Annotated in this window: 16 protein-coding genes; 10 read left to right on the top strand and 6 right to left on the bottom strand. The window is 63.0% G+C overall.

Features of this window, described 5'->3' with window-relative positions; genetic code table 11:
* The first annotated feature begins 5 nt into the window (after positions 1-5).
* The 6 genes from AC239G_RS11360 to AC239G_RS11335 all read left to right on the top strand — a co-directional run bounded on the left by AC239G_RS11360 (position 6) and on the right by AC239G_RS11335 (position 6260).
* Positions 6-866 carry a pseudouridine synthase gene (locus tag AC239G_RS11360; RefSeq protein WP_139908276.1) on the top strand — a complete coding sequence of 287 codons (861 nt, stop codon included), beginning with the start codon at positions 6-8 and terminating at the stop codon, positions 864-866.
* Positions 863-2011 carry a prephenate dehydrogenase gene (locus AC239G_RS11355; RefSeq protein ID WP_487488868.1) on the top strand — a complete coding sequence of 383 codons (1149 nt, stop codon included), beginning with the start codon at positions 863-865 and terminating at the stop codon, positions 2009-2011. Before AC239G_RS11360 ends, AC239G_RS11355 begins: the two co-directional genes overlap by 4 nt.
* Positions 2008-2667, top strand: a complete 660-nt coding sequence (gene cmk / locus AC239G_RS11350; protein WP_172170085.1) for a (d)CMP kinase — start codon at positions 2008-2010, stop codon at positions 2665-2667. The genes AC239G_RS11355 and cmk overlap by 4 nt, the downstream gene beginning before the upstream one ends.
* The gene (der, locus tag AC239G_RS11345) at positions 2664-4175 is read left to right on the top strand and encodes a ribosome biogenesis GTPase Der (RefSeq protein WP_172170082.1); all 1512 of its coding nucleotides are present in this window, start codon (positions 2664-2666) and stop codon (positions 4173-4175) included. The genes cmk and der overlap by 4 nt, the downstream gene beginning before the upstream one ends.
* Positions 4176-5486, top strand: a complete 1311-nt coding sequence (locus tag AC239G_RS11340; RefSeq protein ID WP_487488867.1) for an AI-2E family transporter — start codon at positions 4176-4178, stop codon at positions 5484-5486.
* Between the two features lie 147 nt (positions 5487-5633).
* Complete coding sequence (locus AC239G_RS11335) at positions 5634-6260, top strand: L-threonylcarbamoyladenylate synthase (protein WP_101546252.1); 627 nt, start codon at positions 5634-5636, stop codon at positions 6258-6260.
* Between the two features lie 158 nt (positions 6261-6418).
* Here AC239G_RS11335 and AC239G_RS11330 read toward each other — a convergent pair whose 3' ends face one another.
* From AC239G_RS11330 to AC239G_RS11310, 5 genes are all read right to left on the bottom strand, one after another.
* Positions 6419-7123, bottom strand: coding sequence for an ABC transporter ATP-binding protein (locus AC239G_RS11330; protein WP_139908273.1), 705 nt, complete (start codon positions 7121-7123; stop codon positions 6419-6421).
* Positions 7123-7896 carry an ABC transporter ATP-binding protein gene (locus tag AC239G_RS11325; protein ID WP_446657350.1) on the bottom strand — a complete coding sequence of 258 codons (774 nt, stop codon included), beginning with the start codon at positions 7894-7896 and terminating at the stop codon, positions 7123-7125. The genes AC239G_RS11330 and AC239G_RS11325 overlap by 1 nt, the downstream gene beginning before the upstream one ends.
* Positions 7893-8999 carry a branched-chain amino acid ABC transporter permease gene (locus tag AC239G_RS11320; RefSeq protein WP_487488866.1) on the bottom strand — a complete coding sequence of 369 codons (1107 nt, stop codon included), beginning with the start codon at positions 8997-8999 and terminating at the stop codon, positions 7893-7895. The genes AC239G_RS11325 and AC239G_RS11320 overlap by 4 nt, the downstream gene beginning before the upstream one ends.
* A 5-nt stretch (positions 9000-9004) precedes the next feature.
* Positions 9005-9871, bottom strand: a complete 867-nt coding sequence (locus AC239G_RS11315; RefSeq protein WP_139469740.1) for a branched-chain amino acid ABC transporter permease — start codon at positions 9869-9871, stop codon at positions 9005-9007.
* A gap of 85 nt (positions 9872-9956) precedes the next feature.
* Entirely contained in the window at positions 9957-11171 is a 1215-nt protein-coding gene (locus tag AC239G_RS11310; protein ID WP_482400390.1) for an ABC transporter substrate-binding protein, read from the bottom strand.
* A gap of 446 nt (positions 11172-11617) precedes the next feature.
* Between AC239G_RS11310 and AC239G_RS11305 the strand changes: the two genes are divergently transcribed.
* A complete protein-coding gene (locus AC239G_RS11305; RefSeq protein ID WP_259358864.1) occupies positions 11618-12361 on the top strand; it encodes an SDR family oxidoreductase in 744 nt (247 codons plus the stop codon).
* Positions 12362-12412: 51 nt separating this feature from the next.
* Positions 12413-13612 (top strand): acetyl-CoA C-acyltransferase, encoded by a 1200-nt coding sequence (locus AC239G_RS11300; RefSeq protein ID WP_487488865.1) that lies wholly within the window; start codon positions 12413-12415, stop codon positions 13610-13612.
* 191 nt (positions 13613-13803) lie between these two features.
* Here AC239G_RS11300 and AC239G_RS11295 read toward each other — a convergent pair whose 3' ends face one another.
* Positions 13804-16782 (bottom strand): HNH endonuclease signature motif containing protein, encoded by a 2979-nt coding sequence (locus AC239G_RS11295; protein ID WP_446657353.1) that lies wholly within the window; start codon positions 16780-16782, stop codon positions 13804-13806.
* Positions 16783-17106: 324 nt separating this feature from the next.
* Between AC239G_RS11295 and AC239G_RS11290 the strand changes: the two genes are divergently transcribed.
* Both AC239G_RS11290 and AC239G_RS11285 read left to right on the top strand, forming a co-directional pair.
* A complete protein-coding gene (locus AC239G_RS11290; protein WP_487488864.1) occupies positions 17107-18423 on the top strand; it encodes an MATE family efflux transporter in 1317 nt (438 codons plus the stop codon).
* A complete protein-coding gene (locus AC239G_RS11285) occupies positions 18420-19277 on the top strand; it encodes a GNAT family N-acetyltransferase (protein ID WP_259358861.1) in 858 nt (285 codons plus the stop codon). Before AC239G_RS11290 ends, AC239G_RS11285 begins: the two co-directional genes overlap by 4 nt.
* The last annotated feature ends 27 nt before the right edge of the window (positions 19278-19304 follow it).

Raw genomic sequence — 19304 nt, 5'->3', positions numbered from 1 at the left:
GATGTATGAGTCCCTACCGTGATCACCGCGCCCCCGGCGGGCGCCAGAACCGACCCAGCCGAAAACAGCGCGCAGCGACGGCGAATCAGGCCTCCAACAAGGGTGGTTCGGGAGCCGGTCAGACATCAGACGCCCACGTCAGCGGGGGTGTGCGGCTGCAGAAGGTGCTCGCCGAGGCGGGACTGGGATCACGCCGTGCCTGTGAGCAGCTCATCGCCGATGGCCGCGTCGAGGTCGATGGGTCCATCGTCACCGAACTGGGCACCCGGATCGACCCAGAAACACAGTCCGTGTACGTGGACACAGTGAGAATTTCGACACAGACCAAGAAGGTCTACCTCGTGCTCAACAAGCCAGCGGGAGTCGTGTCGACCATGAGCGACCCCGAGGGCCGACCCTGCCTGGCCGACTATGTGCGCAACAACAATGAGCGCCTCTTCCACGTCGGCCGTCTCGACACCGAGACCGAGGGCATCATCCTGCTCACCAACGACGGGGAGCTGAGCAACCGCCTGGCCCACCCGCGCTACGAGATCCCGAAGACCTACCTCGCGAAGGTCAAGGGACAGCTGGCGAAGGATGCCGGTGCCATTCTCAAGGCCGGAATCGACCTCGAAGACGGGTTCGTCAAGGTCGACGACTTCAAACTCGTCGATTCGACCCCGGGCAAGTCCGTCGTCGAACTCACCCTCCATTCCGGCCGCAACCGCATCGTGCGCCGCCTCCTCGCCGAGATCGGCCACCCGGTGGAGCGCCTCGTGCGGCTGAAGTTCGGACCGATCGTCCTCGACGAGCAGAAGCAGGGCAAGATCCGCCCGCTGCGCTCCGATGAGGTCGGTGCACTGTTCGAGGCCGTCGGTCTGTGAGAGTCCACATCATCGGCACCGGCCTGCTCGGTGCCAGCCTGGGGTTGGCGCTGAGCGCGAAGGGCCATCAGGTGACCCTCGAAGACACTTCACCGACCGCGCAGCAGCTCGCCGCGGATCTCGGCGCCGGTCAGGTCGTCAATCCGACCGAAGACCTCGCCGAGGCGGCCGACCCGACCGTCGCCGCCGACGCGGCATCGCCTGCCGCGCACCCGGACATCGTCGTCGTGGCCACCCCGCCCGACGTCGCCGCACGGGTCATCGCCTCGGCGCTCGAGGACTACCCGAACGCTACGGTCACCGACGTCGCCAGCGTGAAGACCCGCCTCCTCGATGCGGTGCGCGAATTGGTCACGGGACCTCAGCTCGATCGCTATATCGGCTGCCATCCGATGGCCGGACGCGAGAAGTCCGGGGCGATCGCAGCCCAGTCGGACCTGTTCACGGCCCGGCCCTGGGTGATCTGCTCGGATGAGCAGACCCCGGCCGACCGCCTCGGCGAGGTCATCGCCATGGCAGAAGATACGGGTGCCTCGGTGCTCCACCTGGATCCGCGCATCCACGATGCCGCGGTCGCGAAGGTCTCGCATGTGCCGCAGATCGTGTCCTCCCTCGTCGCCTCTCAGCTGCGGCATGCGCCTCTGGAGGAGATCTCGCTGGCCGGGCAGGGACTGCGCGATGTCACGCGCATCGCCGCTTCGGACCCGGGTCTGTGGACGCAGATCCTGACCGGAAACGCCGAAGAGGTCCGCTCCGTGCTCATCGATCTGCGCACCGAGCTCGACGAGGTCATCGGCGCACTCGAACTCGGACCCGGATCGACGGGGCTGCTCGCCAAGGCGATCGCATTGGGCAACGAGGGCCACGACCGGATTCCGGGCAAGCACGGGCAGCCGCCGACCACCTATGCTGTTGTCACGATCCTGGTTCCGGATACGCCCGGAATGCTGGCCCGGCTGTTCAAGGACATCGGCGACCTCGGCGTCAATGTCGAGGATTTCCGGATGGATCACGCCTCCGGTCGGAAACTGGGCATGGTCGACGTGTCCGTGGTCCCGGCCATCCAGCAGGAGCTGGAGATCGGATTGCTGTCGAAGGGATGGCAGATCCCCGAATCCGCCATCGAGAAAGAAGGAACTGCATGAGCGTCGTAGCCATTGACGGACCGTCCGGAGTGGGCAAGTCGAGCACCGCCAAGGAGGTGGCGCGGCGACTGGGGTACCAGTACCTGGACACCGGTGCGATGTACCGGGCGATGGCGTGGCTGTGCCTCAACCGCGGAGTCACCGACCCCGTCGACGTGCTCGAGCAGGTGCGCGGAGCGGATCTGGAGATCTCGCTCAGCCCCGACGAATTCTTCGTCTCCGTCGACGACATCGACGTCACCGAGGACATCCGCGGTGAGGACGTCTCGGCGAACGTGCAGACGGTCTCCGGTGTCATCGACGCCCGCGAGGAGCTCATCGAGATGCAGCGGGCCTATATCGCCGCCGCACCCGAGGGCATCGTCGTCGAGGGCCGGGACATCACCACAGTGGTGGCCCCCGATGCCGATGTGCGCATCCTCATGACCGCCCGCGATGAGGTCCGCGTGGCCCGCCGGGCCAAGGAAGTGCACGGCAATGCCGACGCCGAGGCGATCGCCGCCACTCAAGACCTCGTCACGGGCCGTGACGCCAAGGACTCCGCCACGACGAGCTTCTTAGAGGCCGCCGACGGAGTGTTCACACTCGATACCAGTGACATCGACTTCGACCAGGTGGTCGAGACGGTGCTGCAGCTGGTGAAGGACTCACAATGAGCGAATCCGAATTCCACGAGACACCCGACGAAGACCTCGTCGATCGTGTCGAGAGCATCAGCGACGAGGAGGCCGAGCAGCGGGCGACCGCGCTGGAGGCCGGACTCGAAAGCTATGAGCTCGAAGACGAAGACCGTGCGCTGCTGCGCGCCTACGGCTTCGATGAAGACGACGACGAGGCCCTCGGTGCCGCACCAGTGCTGGCCGTCGTCGGTCGCCCCAACGTCGGCAAGTCGACGCTGGTCAACCGCATCCTCGGCCGCCGCGAAGCCGTCGTCGAGGACGTTCCGGGCGTCACCCGTGACCGCGTGAGCTACCGGGCGGAATGGAACACGAAGGAATTCACCCTCGTCGACACCGGCGGTTGGGATCAGGACTCCAAGGGCATGGCCTCGCGCATCGCGATCCAGTCCGAGGTCGCCGTGGACATGGCCGATGCCGTGCTCCTCGTCGTCGATGCCACGACCGGCCCGACCTCGACCGATGAGATGGTCGTGAAGATGCTGCGCCGGAAGAAGAAGCCGGTCCTCCTCGCCGCGAACAAGGTCGACGACGAGCGCGGCGAGCTCATGGCCGCCGAACTCTGGGGCTTGGGCCTCGGCCAGCCGTGGACCGTCTCGGCTCTGCACGGTCGGGGAGTCGCCGACCTGCTCGACGAGGTGCTCACGATCCTGCCTGAGGTCTCGGCCGTCGACACCCGCGTCGAAGAGGGCGGACCGCGTCGTGTGGCCCTCGTCGGCCGTCCGAACGTCGGCAAGTCGTCCCTGCTCAACCAGCTCATCGGTTCCGACCGGGTGCTCGTCGACAATGTCGCGGGCACCACTCGTGACCCGGTTGACGAGCTCATCGAGCTCGGCGGTAAGCAGTGGCGCTTCGTCGACACTGCCGGTATCCGCCGTCGCGCTCATCAGGCCAGTGGTGCCGACTTCTATGCAGCGCTGCGCACGCAGACCGCGCTCGAACGCGCCGAGGTGGCTCTCGTCCTCATGGAGGTCCAGGATCCTCTGAGCGAGCAGGACGTCCGCATCGTCACGACCGCCGTCGAGGCGGGACGTGCCGTGGTGCTGGCGTTCAACAAGTGGGATCTGCTCGATGACGAACGTCGCTTCTATCTGGAGCGGGAGATCGAACGGGATCTCGGCCATGTGGCATGGGCACCGCGCGTGAACATCTCGGCGAAGACCGGCCGCCATGCGGAGAAGCTCGTACCGGCGATGGAGACCGCTCTCGAAGGCTGGGACACCCGTATTCCGACGGGACGACTCAATGCGTTCCTCGGTGAGCTGGTCGCGGCCAACCCGCACCCGGTGCGCGGCGGTAAGCAGCCGCGCATCCTCTTCGGCACTCAGGCGCAGTCGCGTCCGCCGAAGTTCGTGCTCTTCACCACCGGCTTCCTCGATCCCGGTTACCGCCGGTTCATCATCCGTCGCCTGCGTGAGACCTTCGGCTTCAAGGGCACTCCCATCGAGGTGTCGATGCGCATTCGCGAAAAGCGTCGGGGACGCTGAATGAACGAGGACGAGCGGGCGCAGGCGTCGGGCGCCGCTGACGGTGCGGTCGGATCAGCCGGCGATGCCGCGCGCCCGGCCGAGCCTGCACCGTCCTCAACACCGTTAGCCGGTTCGACGTCCGGGCACACGGGCCCTGTGGCGGACTCGGAGTCTTTACACGCTGACTCTGCGTCAGGGAAGGTCGGATACGCCGCCTCCGACGCAGCGGGCGAGGCACGGCCCTGGCATGCGCGGCCGCCGGCACGGGCGCTGATGATCGCGGTGACGCTGGCGGGCCTGGCGTACGCGCTGATGTTCTTCCGCGGACTCCAGGACATCGTGGCTCCGGTGTTCCTCGCGCTCAACTTCTATATCGTCGTCTACCCGGTGCAGAGGCTGCTCACTCGGATCAAGGTGCCGCGGGCGATCGGGGCGTGCATCTCGGTCGTGCTCGTGCTGTGCATGATCTTCGCTTTCTTCGGCCTCACGGCATGGTCCGTCGCCGAGCTCGTCATCCTCATCCCCAGCTACAGCAATGAACTCGTGGCCACCTACCAGAGCACTCTGGCGCTGCTGTCGGACATCGGGGTGACATCCTCGGTGATCCAGCAGCAGCTCTCGGCTTTCGACGTCCGCTCCGTCCTCGACGCCGTCTATCCGCTGCTGACGAACCTGTCGTCGGTTGCGGGCCTGCTGACCACGGTGATCATGGCGGTGTTCTTCGTGGCGATGGACTCGATGGGCATCGACAAGCGGATGGCGATGCTGCTCGATGTGAAGCCCTCGCTGTCGGCGTCGATCGGCGACTTCGCCAGTGGCGTCCGCCGCTACTGGGTGGTCGCCACGGTCTTCGGCCTCATCGTCGCATTCCTCGACGTCATCGCCTTGGCGATCATCGACGTCCCGCTCATCTGGGTGTGGGGAGTGCTCGCATTCCTGACGAACTACATCCCGAACATCGGCTTCGTCATCGGCCTCGTCCCACCGGCCCTGCTGGCACTGGTCGACAGCGGCTGGCAGTCGGCTCTGTGGGTGGTCATCGCCTACAGTGTGCTCAACTTCGTCATCCAGGCGATCATCCAGCCGAAGTTCACAGGTGAGTCGGTGGGGGTGACCCCGCTGATCTCGTTCCTGTCACTGCTGTTCTGGGTGTGGATCCTCGGCTGGCTCGGCGCCCTGCTCGCACTGCCGGCGACACTGCTCATCAAGGCTCTGCTGGTCGACGCGGATCCCAGAGCCAGGTGGGTGAATATCCTTCTCGCCTCCGATCCGCGCACCGGCCGAGCCGAACTGGTCAAGGGCCTGAAGAAGCCAGTGACGTCGGACTGATCAATACCTCTTGCTCGGTCTGGGAATCTGACGGACCGGCCCGACGCCGCCGAAAGGTTTCGGCTCGAAGAGCCCACCGTTTTCGCATTGCCGGGCACTTGTCCGTCAACCCCTCGCACTGTGGCGGCAGAGTGGTTAGCATGAAGTATGGCGACACTACTGAATATCCATCCGGAGAACCCGCAGGACCGACTGATCGAGAAGGCCGCTGAGTCACTCAGGAACGGTGGCCTGATCGCCTATCCGACTGATTCCTGTTATGCCCTCGGCTGTGCCTTGGACAACAAAGAAGGCATCGAACGGATCACCCGCATCCGGCATCTCGGTTCGAAGCACCATTTCACGCTGATGTGCCATGACTTCGCTCAGCTGGGTCAGTTCGTCATCGTCGACAATTCCGATTTCCGAGCCATCAAATCGATGACGCCGGGGCCGTACACGTTCATCATGAAGGCGACGAAGGAAGTCCCGCGCCGGATGATGCACCCGAAGAAGCATTCGGTCGGCGCCCGGATTCCGCAGAACGTCACGGCCCTCGCCCTCGTCGAGGCGATGGGGGAGCCGATCCTGTCCTCGACGCTGCTGCTGCCCGGCGATGAGGATCCGCTGACTCACGCCGAGGATGTCATGGACCAGCTCGGCAATGACCTCGATATCGTCATCGAGTCCGGTGTCCCCGGAGTCGTGCCGACCTCGGTCATCGACTTCACCGGACGGTACCCCGAGGTGGCTCGCGTCGGAGCCGGGGACGTCTCCCGGTTCCAGGATGAGTGAGACGGCCGGGCACGCCCAACCGAATTGAATGAGTGTGACTGACCGTTCTGGACGTTCGGAACGATCAACTCAGCGAAATCTCGCCGAGGTGGCCGGGCCGCCTCGGCGAGATCTTTGTACTGCGCAGTCTTCCTGCACGAATGGGAGGCGTCCGCTCGTCAGAGGCCGAGGTAAGCCGCCTGCACCTCGGGGTTGTCGAGCAGCCGAGAGGCATCATCAGCGAGGACGATCCTCCCCTCAGCAAGGACGTATCCTCTGTGGGCGATCGCCAGCGATGCCTTCGCGTTCTGCTCGCTGAGCAGGACGCCGATGCCGTTTCGATTGATCTGGGCGACTGACTCGAGCACCTGCTCGACGACGATGGGAGCCAGGCCCATCGACGGCTCATCCAGGATCAGCAGGCTCGGGTCGGACATCAATGCTCGTCCGATTGCGACCATCTGCTGCTGTCCGCCGGACAGGGAGCCTGCTGGTTGCTTCGCCTTCTCTTTGAGGATCGGAAACATATCGAGGACCTCAGCGTAGACCTCTTCTGTTCGCGATCTGTTCCGGTGAGGATAGGACCCCAGACGCAGGTTCTTCTCCACCGACATCTTGCCGAACAGGTGGCGACCTTCCGGGCAGTGCGCGATACCGGCTTTGACGATGGCATTCGGGCGAGCTCGTTGCAGCTGACGACCCTCATAGGTGATCGACCCGGCACGGACACGCATCAGTCCGCTGATGGTTCTGAAGAGTGTCGTCTTGCCTGACCCGTTCGCTCCGAGGACAACGGTGAGCTCTCCTGGGTTCGCCGTGATACTCACCCCGTGGAGAACGTTCGTGGCGTCGTACCCGGTGCTGACATTGTCGAGCGTGAGCATCAGTTCTCCTCCTGTGCTGTCGAACCGAGATAGGCACGGATGACATCCGGATTCGATTGGATCTCCGCCGGTGCGCCGAGCGCCAGCTTCTGCCCGTGGTCGAGGACGAGGATCGTGTCCGCGAGGCCCATGATCATCGTCATCTTGTGTTCGACGAGGAGGACGGAAACGCCTCGCTGTGGCAACGACCGAATGAGGTTGCCGAAATCGACAGTCTCCTCTTCGGGGATGCCGCCGGCGGGTTCGTCGAGCAGCAGCAGCTCGGGCTCAGTGGCCAGTGCCATGGCCACTGCGGTGCGCTTCTGCACCTCCTGCGGAACATTGGACGCCAGATCGTGCCGATATTCTGCGACCCCGCAGAACTCAAGAGCTTCCATCGCCTTGTCCTCGTTGATGCTTGATTCACGACGATGGCGAGGCGTGTGGAAGACCGCGTCGAAGACGTTGGACTTCGAACGGACGATTCGACCGGCCAAGACGTTTTCCAACAGAGTGCTGTCATCGAACAGGTTCGTTGTCTGGAATGTGCGGGCAATGCCGCCGGCCACAGTCCGGTGTGGGGAGGAATGAGTGATGTCCTCACCCTTGAAGCTGATGGTCCCGGCTGTGGGGCGATAGAAACCATGGACCAGGTTGAACAGCGTTGACTTGCCTGCTCCATTGGGACCGATGACTGCGGTGATCTGACCTGCCTCGACGTCCAGACTGACGTCCTTGACCGCGTCGAGCCCGCCGAAGCGCTTACCGAGGTCTCGTATTTCAAGCATTGTCATTTCGTCTCCTCGGGAGAGGGGGTGCCTCCGGTCCGGCCGGCACCCGATTCGGTCCCGTCGGCGACGTTGCGTGCGCGGTGGTCGCCTGTTCCGCCGGAGGTCGAAGCACCTGTCGAATCGAGATCGTCGTCGGCACCACGGGCTTCTTCCACCCTGCGTCGTCGATTGCTTCTGTCGACGAAGCCGCCGAGGTATCCGACGATTCCCCGCGGCGCGAAGATCACGAGGGCGACGATGATGGGACCAAGCACGATGAATCGATAGGCCTGGAAGTCCTGGAAGAGTTCGAACAGGAATGTCACGATCATGCTTCCGAGCAGAGGACCCGCGACAGTGCCCATACCTCCGACGAGAATGAACATGAGGAATTCGAAGGTCTTGTCGATCGATGCCGCGTCGGGTCCGATGAAACCGACCACTGTTGCGTAGAGGCCGCCGCCGACTCCGCCGAAGACAGCCGAGGCGGCGAAAGCGAGCTGTTTGCTGAAGCCGACGCGCACTCCGATCGCATCCGCCAGGTCTTCGCTCGTCCTGATGGTCAGCAGTGTGCGGCCTACGCTTGAACGCCTGATCGCATAGGTCGTATAGACACAGATGAGCAGAATTGCGAACACCAGGTAGAACATCGCGACCGGAGATTCGAAGTCGATGAGCCCTCCGCCTTCGGGGAATTTCACATTGTTGACCCCGGAATGGGCATGAGTCACGGGCTCCCAGCGGCTGATGACGAGGAAGATGATGAAGCCGATGGCCATCGTGAAGATGGCGAAGTACTCATCCTTGGTCCGCAGGGCGATCAGCCCGCAGAGGTAGCCGATCACCGCGGTCCCGATGACGGACACGACGAAGGCTGCCCAGAAGCTCCAGTCGTAGTCGGTGGTGAGCAGCCCGACTCCATAGGCGCCGATTCCGAAGAACCCGCCTTGGGCCAGGTTCAGCTGTCCCGTGAAGCCGAGGATGATGTTGAGGCCGTAGACAGCGATCGCCGCACACATGCCCACAGTGATCACTCGCATCGCGTAGTTCTCCTGTGCAAACGCCAGGGGCGTCAGACCGAGCAGGATGATGACGGCGATGGTGCCGATGATTCGAGGATTCTTCATTGGGTTCATCGCTGCACCGCCTTCGTGAACAGTCCGTTCGGCTTGATGGCCAGCACGGCGACGAGAACGATGAATGCCACGGCCTCACCGACGGCGGAGGAGATGTAGGTCGCCGTCATCGTCTCTGCGATGGCGAGTGCGAAACCGCCGACGATGGCGCCGGGAAGCGACCCCAGACCGCCGAGGATGATGATGGCGAACACCTTGAGATTGAGTGCGTCGCCCATCGTCGGGGACAGGAGATTGATCGGTGCGACGAGGCCCGCCGCGATGGTGGCCAGGAGGGCGGACAGCCCCAGTGTCAGCATCGATACCATCGACGGGTTGATGCCGACCAGCGATGCACCGACGCGGTCCTGTTCGATCGCTTCGATCGTCTGGCCATGGATGGACCGCTTGATGAACAGCGCCAACAGGGCCAAGACGATCACAGCGGTGACGATGATGACGATTCGCTGCGCAGAGATCTCGGCGCCGAGAATGCGGAGTTCGCCGGTGATCGGTGTGTCCATGCGGCGGAAGTCAGCGCCCCAGATCGCTTGAGCCAGTGCTTGGAAGAAGAACATCGCACCGACGGCCGCGATCATGTGGTGAGTATGCGGGGAGTTGCGCAAGGGGTGGAAGACGAGGCGCTCGAGACCGACTCCGACAATGAAGAGCATGATCGCAGCGATGCCGATTGCGGCGATATAGGGAACGCCGACGGTTGTCAGGAAGAAGTAGGTGATGTAGGCGCCGAGCATATACAGCGCACCGTGAGCCAGGTTGGGAATGCGCAGCACTCCGAATACCAATGTCAGCCCGATCGCAGCGAGACAGTAGACACCGCCCAGCGCGAGGCCGTTGAAGAGTTGTTGGATGAAGAGGGTCATGATTGTCGGGTCCTCTGCAGGCATGAGTGCGGCCCGGGTGAGGCGCACCGATGCGCCTCACCTTAAGAACGGCCGTTGACGGAGATTACTTGTCGTCGGATACCTGTTCGATCGGCACCTTGGTGTATTTGCCGTCCTCATTGAGGAAGGTTGCTTCCAGGTTGGGATTGAGGAGGTGGCCCTGTTCTGTGATCTCGTCGGGGAAGCCATTGACCTTGTACTTGTCATCGACCTCAGGCAGTGCCTCGCTGATGGCTTCGCGAATCTTCTCGGGGTCGTCGGTTGTCCCCGCAGTCTCCATCGCCTTCGCGATGATCGCAATTCCCTGGTAGTTCAGTGCCGTTTCACTGGTCGGGACCTTCTTCTCTCCGGCCTTCTCAGCAAATTTCTTCAGGAAGTCCTCGGTACCGGGATCCTCGTATTCGGAGACTGGCAGGACACCGACCGAATTCTTGAGATTGTCGAGCTTCGTCACCGTGGCCATTTCATCCAGTTTCGCCTGGTCCATGACGAGGAAGCTGCCCTTGAAGCCCTGCTTTCGAGCTTCTTCCATGATCAGCGCTGTCGGTTGGGAAGGTCCGCCGACGAAGATGGCGTCAGGCTTCTCTGACAGGGCTTTCGAGACGGGGCCCGCAAAGTCGGACACGGTGGCGTAGTCGACGCTGTTGTCGCCGCCGATCTTCCCGCCGGCTTCACTCCAGGCATCCTTGATCGACTTGGTCCACTGTTGTCCGTACTCACTCTGAGTACCTAGCAGAGCGAGCTTCTTGCCTCCGTGCTCCATGGCAGTTTCGGAGAATTCCTCGGCATAGGACTCGAAGTTCGGAGGAATCATCATCGTCAGAGGGTTGTCGGCCTGCACGATCGCCGGGTCAGAGGTGTAGGCGGAGATGAGGAAGTTCGACCTGCCGCTGTTGATCTGCTGAATCGCCTTGATCGCTCCGGCGTTCGGGGAGACGACCACCGGGGCCTTGTCCTGATCGGCCAATCGTTGAGCATTGCTTGCCGCGGTGGATGGTGCGTATTTGTCGTCGAGGGACTTCAGCTCCAGTGTCACGGGATTGCCGTCGACCTCTACACCGTCTGCGTTGAGGTCGTCGATGGCCATTTCGAGACCGATCTTCACGTTCTCGCCGTACGCGGCGCCTCCTCCGCTGAGCGGTCCGGTGTAGCCGATGACAACCGTGTCACCCTCACCCGAGCCACCACCTCCTCCGCAGGCTGTGGCAGTCAATGCGATTGCTCCCAAAACTGCGGCTGCCGAGAGTCTGCGGCGGCGACTTCGCGAGACAGAGTTCATCTTTTCTCCTTTGAAAAGCTCCTGGAGCGGGCTCGCTCCACACGTTGCCCGAGCCGTCGTCAGTGACGGTGCTCGGAGTCGTCGGCAATCCGTAATGGACTTCGACTGATGTGAACACTTCCAAATCACTCTGGTGAAGTCAATGGTTTTGAGCTAGATTTTTGAACGTTCGATAATCTGCCGGGCGAGCCGGGCAGGGAGAACAAAAGGCGAGGTCGGGGTGCTTGCGAGCGGAGCTTCGCAGAACGGCGTCGAGGTTTTGAGTCGCTGGACCCGGCTATATGTCTGAAAGGTGAGCAAACAATCGTTCAGTGACGGAATTGGTCTACAGTGGCCTTAGCTGCATGGGAGAGCTGTGTCACATCGGTTCCGGTGCAGACGCGAACCGCAGTCGAACACTCGGTTCCCCACGGCAATGACGCAACATCATCTTTAGGAGCTTGTTCATGACTCGTACAGCAATCGTCACAGGTGGAGGCCGCGGCATCGGAGCCGCCATCGCCAAGCGACTCGGAGCCGACGGACTCAAGGTCGCCGTTCTTGATATGGGCCCCACCGATGAGACCGTTGCCGCCATCAAGGAAGCCGGCGGCGAAGCGCTCGGCCTCGAAGCCGATGTCTCTGACGAAGACTCGGTCAACGCTGCGGTCAAGCAGGTCGCCGAGACCCTCGGCGCGCCGACCGTTCTGGTCAACAACGCAGGGATCCTGCGTGACAACCTCCTGTTCAAAATGACTCACGAGGAGTTCAACAAGGTTCTCTCCGTCCACCTCGGGGGAGCGTTCCTCATGGCTCGGGCCGTGCAGTCGTACATGGTCGAAGAGAAGTTCGGCCGCATCATCTCGATGTCCTCCACCTCGGCTCAGGGCAACCGCGGACAGACGAACTACTCCGCTGCCAAGGCCGGCATCCAGGGAATCACGAAGACCTGGGCGATCGAGCTCGGCAAGTTCGGCATCACCGCGAACGCCATCGCTCCCGGCTTCATCGAAACCGATATGACCAAGGCCACCGCCGAGCGCGTAGGTATGGGCTTCGAGGAGTTCGTCGAAGCTTCGGTCAAGCAGATCCCCGTGGCACGATCGGGCAAGCCCGAGGACATCGCCCACACGGCATCGTTCCTCGCCTCCGAGGGTGCCGGATTCGTCTCCGGTCAGGTCATCTACGTCGCCGGCGGTCCGAAGGACTGATCGCCACCGTCCTCACGACGAGTTCACGAACATCTTCGAAAGGTGAGACCCATGAGAGAAGCAGTGATTGTGTCGACGGCTCGCACGCCGATCGGCAAGGCCTACCGTGGTGCCTTCAACGACACCCAGGCTCAGGAGTTGGCCGGCCACGCGATCAAACATGCCGTAGAGCGCGCCGGTCTGGAAGGCGGTGAGGTCGAGGACGTCGTCTTCGGTGCCGCTCTGCAGCAGGGCAGCCAAGGGACGAATGTCGCTCGGCAGGCGGCACTGCGAGCCGGTCTTCCTGTGACGGTTCCGGGCATGTCGATCGACCGGCAGTGCGCTTCCGGGCTGATGGGCATTACGACCGCGGCGAAGCAGGTCCTCTTCGACGGCCAGGAGATCGCCGTCGGCGGTGGCGTGGAGTCGGTGTCGCTGGTCCAGAATGACAAGATGAACACGCTCCGGGCCAAGGATCCGTGGCTCGTGGAGCGCATCCCGGGCATCTACTACCCGATGCTGGCCACGGCCGAGGTCGTGGCCGAACGCTACGGTGTCAGCCGTGAGGCTCAGGACGAGTACTCCCTGTCTTCGCAGCAGCGTACCGCCGCTGCTCAGGAGGCCGGACGGTTCGATGACGAGATCGTGCCTCTGCCGACGACGAAGGTCGTCGTCGACAAGGAGACGAAGGAGACCTCGCGTCAGGATGTGCTCCTCGAAGCCGACGAGGGCAACCGCCCATCGACGACGATCGAAAGCCTCGCCGGACTCAATCCGGTTCTCGAGCCCGGTGTGGCGTCGAAAGTCCCGAGCATCACCGCCGGCAATGCCTCTCAGCTCTCTGATGGGGCCTCTGCTTCGGTGGTCATGTCGAGCGATGAAGCCAGCCGACGCGGACTCGAACCGTTGGGCATCTATCGCGGCATGGCCGTGGCCGGCTGTGAGCCGGACGAAATGGGCATCGGACCGGTGTTCGCTATTCCGAAGCTGCTGAAGACCCATGGCTTGTCGATCGATGACATCGGACTCTGGGAACTCAACGAGGCCTTCGCCGTACAGGCGCTGTACTGCCGTGACCGCCTCGGCATCGACCCGGAGAAGTACAACGTCGACGGCGGCGGCATCTCCGTCGGACATCCCTATGGAATGACCGGTGCCCGTCTCGTCGGTCACGCTCTCATCGAGGGACGTCGCCGCGGAGTGAAGTACGTCGTCGTCACGATGTGCATCGGCGGCGGCCAAGGCGCTGCCGCACTGTTCGAAGTCTGCTGAGGGTTTCAGTCAGCCGTTCAGCCGGAACAGTGGAACTATGCCGCTGAGCTGAGAAGGCCGACGGTACTCGGATCGATTCTGATCCGAGTACCGTCGGCCTTCGTTGTGTCTGACAAACACGTGAGGTGAATCTTCGTCACTGTGAGACCCGGGTGAAGCGGTGCTCCTCGCCTCGCCGGATGAATGCCGCCTCAGAACGGCGGAGGTTCGCCCGAGTCCCAGAACCAGTCGCGCAGCTCGGAGTTGTCCTCGTGTGCTTGCCCGGCGCTAGATGCTGGATCGGGGGTGCACGTCGCAGGCTTCGGTGTGAATGTGTAGAGATCCCCGGCAACGAGTTCTCTCCAGCCGGGGGTTCCAGGGGTGGCAGCGGGTTCAGGGCATTCCCTCGCTTGCTTCCGGTCGCCGGGAACAGGGTGGTCCGCATCTGCTCTACCGCCGTGAGCACCAGATGGCTCAGCGTGAGCACTAGGCGGCTCCGCGTCAGATCCACGGCCAACGTCAGGTTCACGCTCGATGTCAGAATCGCGTTCGGGCGCCGGGCCGTACTCGTGGGCAAGCAGATCCTCTGTGCTCGACCGCTCCGGTGTGACTGCTCGGACCTGTCGAGACAGGCCGCTGCCGAATCGTTCGAGGAACAGCCGCGCATGCTCGACGCTGATGGGGTTGTCCGGGGAGATGACCTCTGCGGTGACACCCTGCCGGAACACGTACTCGAGGTGGCCGGGCTCGGTCATCCGCACGTCGAAATTGCCGTTGGTCTTCTGCAGGTGGTGGGCCTTGCACAGGCAATGGAGATTTCCGAAGCGAGTGAGACCACCTTGGGCCGGGTCGGAGTGATTGAACGGATCAATATGGTCGACCTCTGTCACTTCAGCGGGCTGTGTGCACCCGGGGAATGTGCACGTCACGAACTGGGCGACGAGAGTTTTTCGCACACTGTTGGGAATCGCGTAGGAGGTTGCCTTCGCATCGAGCGGTGTTCCGGTCGCGGGGTCGGTCAGCAGCCTAGTCCAGGTGGTGGAGTAACCCGCGACCCGTCGTGCCATATCCGCAGGTATCGGTGAACCGTCTGGAAGCATGCCCGCCAGATCACACACCTCTTCTGAGGTCAGCGGTGCGTCGGGAGATGTCGACGCAGAATCAGACGGGGGATCTGTGAGCGGTGAAATTGGGTCGGTTGGCTCTGGTATCGGTGGTGTAGTGGGCGATGACTGCTGATCTGGGGGATCGACGGTTGGCAGCGGCGAACCCGATGGATCGACGGTCGGTGGTGGCGATCCATTGCCGTCCGGCTGGAACTGACTGAGCAGAGTCAGCATAGGAACCGTGATGAAGGTGCTGGCCTGATTCGCCAACCAATACTCGCTGGTCGGCATGTCGAGCAGGAATTCGAAGCTGATGCGGCGCTCGCCGGCATCGAGGATGGGATTGTCGAAAGCGTCGACACTATTCGCGGTTGCGGCAGCGGTGCCCTCGGCCGTGGGGCGAGCTCCGCTGGCACGCGAACCGACGAGAGCCGAGAGCCCGTCTGCCTTGACGCGATCCGTGGTGTTGTTGCTGCTGAGGATGGCCTCGAGCAGCTGTGATTCGAAGACGCGGTCGGCCGGTGTGGTGCGTGCGGGTGCCTGGTAGAAGGAATCATCGTGCAGCGGGCGTGCTGCGCGGTCGGAATCACCGTGCGACGCGGGCGTCTGGCGGCTGGATCCATCTGTCTCGGCGATACGTGAACCGGTCGGTCCTTCGTCACCGTTCGTGTCCATATCGTCGAAGACCCGCTCGATGTAATCGAGCAGCGACTCGCCCTCGTGCATCGGCACTCCATCCGGTCCAGCGAAGAGTCCGTCGAGGGAGAAGTCGGAGCTCGTTGACGAGCCGTCTGCCTCGTTCGTGCTGATGATGCGCAGTTTCAGCTGAGGACGGGTGCGCGTGAGGATGTCGAACATCAGAGCGGAGACCGAACGCTCCTCATCAAAGCAGTCGCCTGCCTTGAGCTGGTTCGAGAACGCACTTGTATTGTTCTTGTGCACTGCACGAGCGAATGCATCGAGCCTCCTGAAACAAGCCTGAAGCTCCGGGGCGGGACCGGTCAGCGTGAGGTAGGCGGTTCCGTCGTCACCGGTGCAGAAGTCAACTCGGCGACGCAGCGAAACACTCTTCAACGTATCCTCACTCGGTTGAAGCACTGCAATGTGCAGGGCGAGCGAGCGCTTGAAAGTTTCGATCGTGATGTCGGCGCGCCTGTGCGCCAGGTAGTCGTCCATCGCAGGCAAGTGCTTGAAGTGCAGGTCGCGGCATGCACGAGTCACACAGTCGACATGTTCGATCGTGAAGTCTCCAGCCAGGCAGCGCTTGAGGAACCGCGGAAGACCATGCGCCAGCGTCATCGACGAGGTCATGTGTTGAAGCGACTTGCTCGTGGTCGTGCCGAGGAGACTTGAGTACACGCCTGCCTCGGTCGGCTCGATGCTGCCGCGCAGCCATGTGAAGAAAGTCAGTTCCGGGTCAAAACCGGGAAAGTCAGGCAGCAGTGCGGGGTCGGACAAGAGCTCTTCGGCCAACTTCCGGACTCGGCGGAGGCGGCGACCGGCGGCGCGGTCCTTCTTCGGACCGGCGCTGACGCCGATTTTCGTTCCAGATTCCGCTTCGACCTGAGCCGCAGCCTGGGTCCATGCCAGATTCTCTCTGTTGGTCCAGGTCCTGCGAGTGGAAAAGAGATCCTCGGAGGGAATGTCGACGGCGCAGATCTTCTGGTCGATGGCTTCGTCGCTGATGCCTTGGCTCGTGACGGGACTGCTGTCGGCTGCTTCGGTCTGAGCCTTTCTCTCGTGGCGAGCGGCAATTGTGCTGCGTGATTCTGGAGAGGAGTAACGGGTCGACGTCTCCGTGAACGACGCGAACTCGTAGACCGCGTCGAGCTGACCGTCCTTGAGTCCGAGAGCGTAGGCGACGTCCTGCGCCACGACATGACTGGTGGCGATCAGGGAATTGACCTGCGCGAGGCTGCTCCGCGTATAGGCATCCAGCAGGTCGACGAGTTCGTAATCCTCGGCGACCTCCACGCGAAGTCCATGAGCGCGGCGGAACTGGGACAGAGTTCGGCCGTCCGCCTCCCCAGGGGGAGCGGCGGGCAGGCCGAATACCCGTCCGTCGCTGTCTCCGATGTTCTTCATCGGCTTCTCACCTCTCCACGCCTCTGTGGAAGTCAGTCGTCAGGGAAGTCGCCTGTCTCAATTATATGATCTGTCGCCATCGATGAATGTCACAATCCGATTACAAATAGAACAACCAATCTATTAGGATTGTGAAAAACTAATTCGCTCTCAAAGTAATCAAGACTGATCTGTTTGTCCCCTGACTCTACAGTTCGGCACTGACATGACATTTCGATCGGGCTTGAACCCACAACTGCTGTGCAGTGATCCATCGCGACAGACTCACCGCACCGCCGGTTCGCGACAGGCTCACCGCACCACCGGTTCGCTAGAATCGGGGACGTGGCAGCGATCGACAAAGACATTCTCCGTTTGGCCCTTCCCGCACTCGGAGCCCTGATCGCCGAACCCATTTTCCTGCTTACGGACACGGCCATGGTCGGCCACCTCGGTGCCGGTGCCCTGGGTTCGCTGGCGATCGCCTCGACGATCCTGCAGACGGTGCTCGGCCTGATGATCTTCCTTGCCTATGCCACGACGCCGCGGGTGGCGAAACGGATGGGATCGGGGGACCGGCCGGGCGCGATCACGGCCGGATTCGACGGAATCTGGCTGGCACTGGGAACCTCCGTCCTGCTCATCATCATCGGGCTGCCCCTGCTGAATACAGCGATCGAGGCCTTCGACCCGGATCCGATCATCACCGCGGGCGCACACTCCTACCTTGCGATCTCATGGTGGGGGCTGCCATTCATGCTCATGGTCATCGCGGCCACCGGACTGCTGCGCGGACTTCAGGACACGAAGACCCCGCTGCTCGTCGCGGCCGCCGGCTGCATCGCCAATATCGGCCTCAACGCCATCTTCATCTACGGCCTCGACATGGGAGTCGCGGGATCGGCGATGGGCACGGTCATCGCGCAGGCCGGAATGTGCACGGTCTACCTCACCATCTCCATCCGCGCGGCCCGTCGCCTCCACGCCAGCATCCGCCCTGACTGGACAGGCGTGTTCACCTCGGCGAAGACCTCCGGATGGCTGTTGGTGCGCAACGCCTCGCTGCGTGCTGCCCTCATCCTCCTCGTCTTCCTGGCCACGGCGATGGGCACGACGGACCTCGCCGCGATCCAGGTCGCTCAGAGTATCTTCTTCGCTCTCGCCCTCGCCCTCGATTCCTTGGCCATCGCGGGCCAGGCGATGATCGGCCTCGAGCTGGGGGCGAAGAACACCGAGGCGGTCGCCGCGATCAACCGCCGACTGTGCCTGTGGGGGATCGTCTTCGGCATCGTCGTCGGCGTCGTCCTGTTCGCCGGCTCCGGAATCATCCCCCGTGCCTTCGCCTCGGACCCGGCCGTGGTGTCGGCACTGGCCGCCCTCCTGCCGGTCCTCGCCTTGAGCATGCCGATCGCAGGCTTTGTCTTCGTCCTCGACGGAGTGCTCATGGGAGCTGAGGACGCGAAGTATCTGGCTCTGGCACAATTGGTCGCTGTGATCGGATACGCAATTCTGCTCATTCCGATCATCAGCATCTGGCCGGGAGCACCCGGGCTCTGGGCCGGCTTCTGCATCGGATTCGTCGGTTTCCGCGCCCTGACACTGGGCTGGCGAGTACGCAACCGGGCGTGGATCGAACGCGCCGTCGAGAAAGGAATCTCATGAACGCTGCACACACTGACGCTCATGATTCGCAGAACACCTCCGCTGATTCGCCGGACACCTCCGCCGAGGCGGCCGCCGCCTCCCTGCGCGGACGGATCCGTCCGCTCCCGGCCGAGACCGATGACGAGACCTTCCTGCCCTTCCTCGATCTGTGCTTCAACTGGTCGATGGACAGGCCCCGAATCGAACTCGAGGACCTCCGCTACCGCAGCGATGCCGTCTTCTACTACCGCGGCTGGGGACGAGAGGGAGATATCGCCGTCGCCGCGCACGCCGAAGCCGATGCGCAGTCGCCGATCGTCGGACTCGCCTGGGTGCGCCTGGCCGATATCGACGATGTCGTCGGGAGGGCCGATGAGAAGGTGGGCGGAGACTTCGCCGCAGCATTGGACAAGACCGGCACCGAGGTGGTCCGCAGCGAAGTCGTGCCCGAGGGTGACGCTGACGCTGAGGTTGAGGCTGATGCTGGGGCTGGCTTAGGTTCAGATGCACCGGCCGGTGCCGACACCGACGGGTCCGCTGACGCAGACAACGCAGCCGCCGAGTCCGAGGCCGCCGAGTCCGCGGCTGTCGATCTGACGCCGTCGGATGAGCAGATGCCCTTCACCGGGTACGGCTGGGTCGCAGCCGACATCCCTGAACTTTCGATGGCAGTGCTGCCCGACCACCAGGGGCAGGGAATCGGCGGCGCCCTTCTCGATACGGTCTGCGCTCTGGCGCGGATGAGCGGCTTTCCCGCCGTCAGCCTGTCCGTCGAGGACGGCAACGGTGCGGCGAAACTCTACGCCGACCACGGATTCGTGTCCGTCGGACGCAACGGCGACTCGGACGTGCTCGTCCGCAAGCTCGGCTGAGGCGCAGTCAGCTCCTCAGGTCCCTGA

This window comes from Brevibacterium sp. Lmc1 (genome assembly GCF_057654315.1).
Note: the sequence above shows the minus strand (reverse complement) of the source record. Positions and strands in the feature narration are given on the sequence as shown.

What these genes read in the sequence shown, in the direction of transcription:
- AC239G_RS11360 (WP_139908276.1), top strand. Translation starts at nt 6, where the DNA reads ATGAGTCCCTACCGTGATCACCGCGCCCCCGGCGGGCGCCAGAACCGA.
- cmk (WP_172170085.1), top strand. Translation starts at nt 2,008, where the DNA reads ATGAGCGTCGTAGCCATTGACGGACCGTCCGGAGTGGGCAAGTCGAGC.
- der (WP_172170082.1), top strand. Translation starts at nt 2,664, where the DNA reads ATGAGCGAATCCGAATTCCACGAGACACCCGACGAAGACCTCGTCGAT.
- AC239G_RS11340 (WP_487488867.1), top strand. Translation starts at nt 4,176, where the DNA reads ATGAACGAGGACGAGCGGGCGCAGGCGTCGGGCGCCGCTGACGGTGCG.
- AC239G_RS11335 (WP_101546252.1), top strand. Translation starts at nt 5,634, where the DNA reads ATGGCGACACTACTGAATATCCATCCGGAGAACCCGCAGGACCGACTG.
- AC239G_RS11330 (WP_139908273.1), bottom strand. Translation starts at nt 7,123, where the DNA reads ATGCTCACGCTCGACAATGTCAGCACCGGGTACGACGCCACGAACGTT.
- AC239G_RS11325 (WP_446657350.1), bottom strand. Translation starts at nt 7,896, where the DNA reads ATGACAATGCTTGAAATACGAGACCTCGGTAAGCGCTTCGGCGGGCTC.
- AC239G_RS11320 (WP_487488866.1), bottom strand. Translation starts at nt 8,999, where the DNA reads ATGAAGAATCCTCGAATCATCGGCACCATCGCCGTCATCATCCTGCTC.
- AC239G_RS11315 (WP_139469740.1), bottom strand. Translation starts at nt 9,871, where the DNA reads ATGACCCTCTTCATCCAACAACTCTTCAACGGCCTCGCGCTGGGCGGT.
- AC239G_RS11310 (WP_482400390.1), bottom strand. Translation starts at nt 11,171, where the DNA reads ATGAACTCTGTCTCGCGAAGTCGCCGCCGCAGACTCTCGGCAGCCGCA.
- AC239G_RS11305 (WP_259358864.1), top strand. Translation starts at nt 11,618, where the DNA reads ATGACTCGTACAGCAATCGTCACAGGTGGAGGCCGCGGCATCGGAGCC.
- AC239G_RS11300 (WP_487488865.1), top strand. Translation starts at nt 12,413, where the DNA reads ATGAGAGAAGCAGTGATTGTGTCGACGGCTCGCACGCCGATCGGCAAG.
- AC239G_RS11295 (WP_446657353.1), bottom strand. Translation starts at nt 16,782, where the DNA reads ATGAAGAACATCGGAGACAGCGACGGACGGGTATTCGGCCTGCCCGCC.
- AC239G_RS11285 (WP_259358861.1), top strand. Translation starts at nt 18,420, where the DNA reads ATGAACGCTGCACACACTGACGCTCATGATTCGCAGAACACCTCCGCT.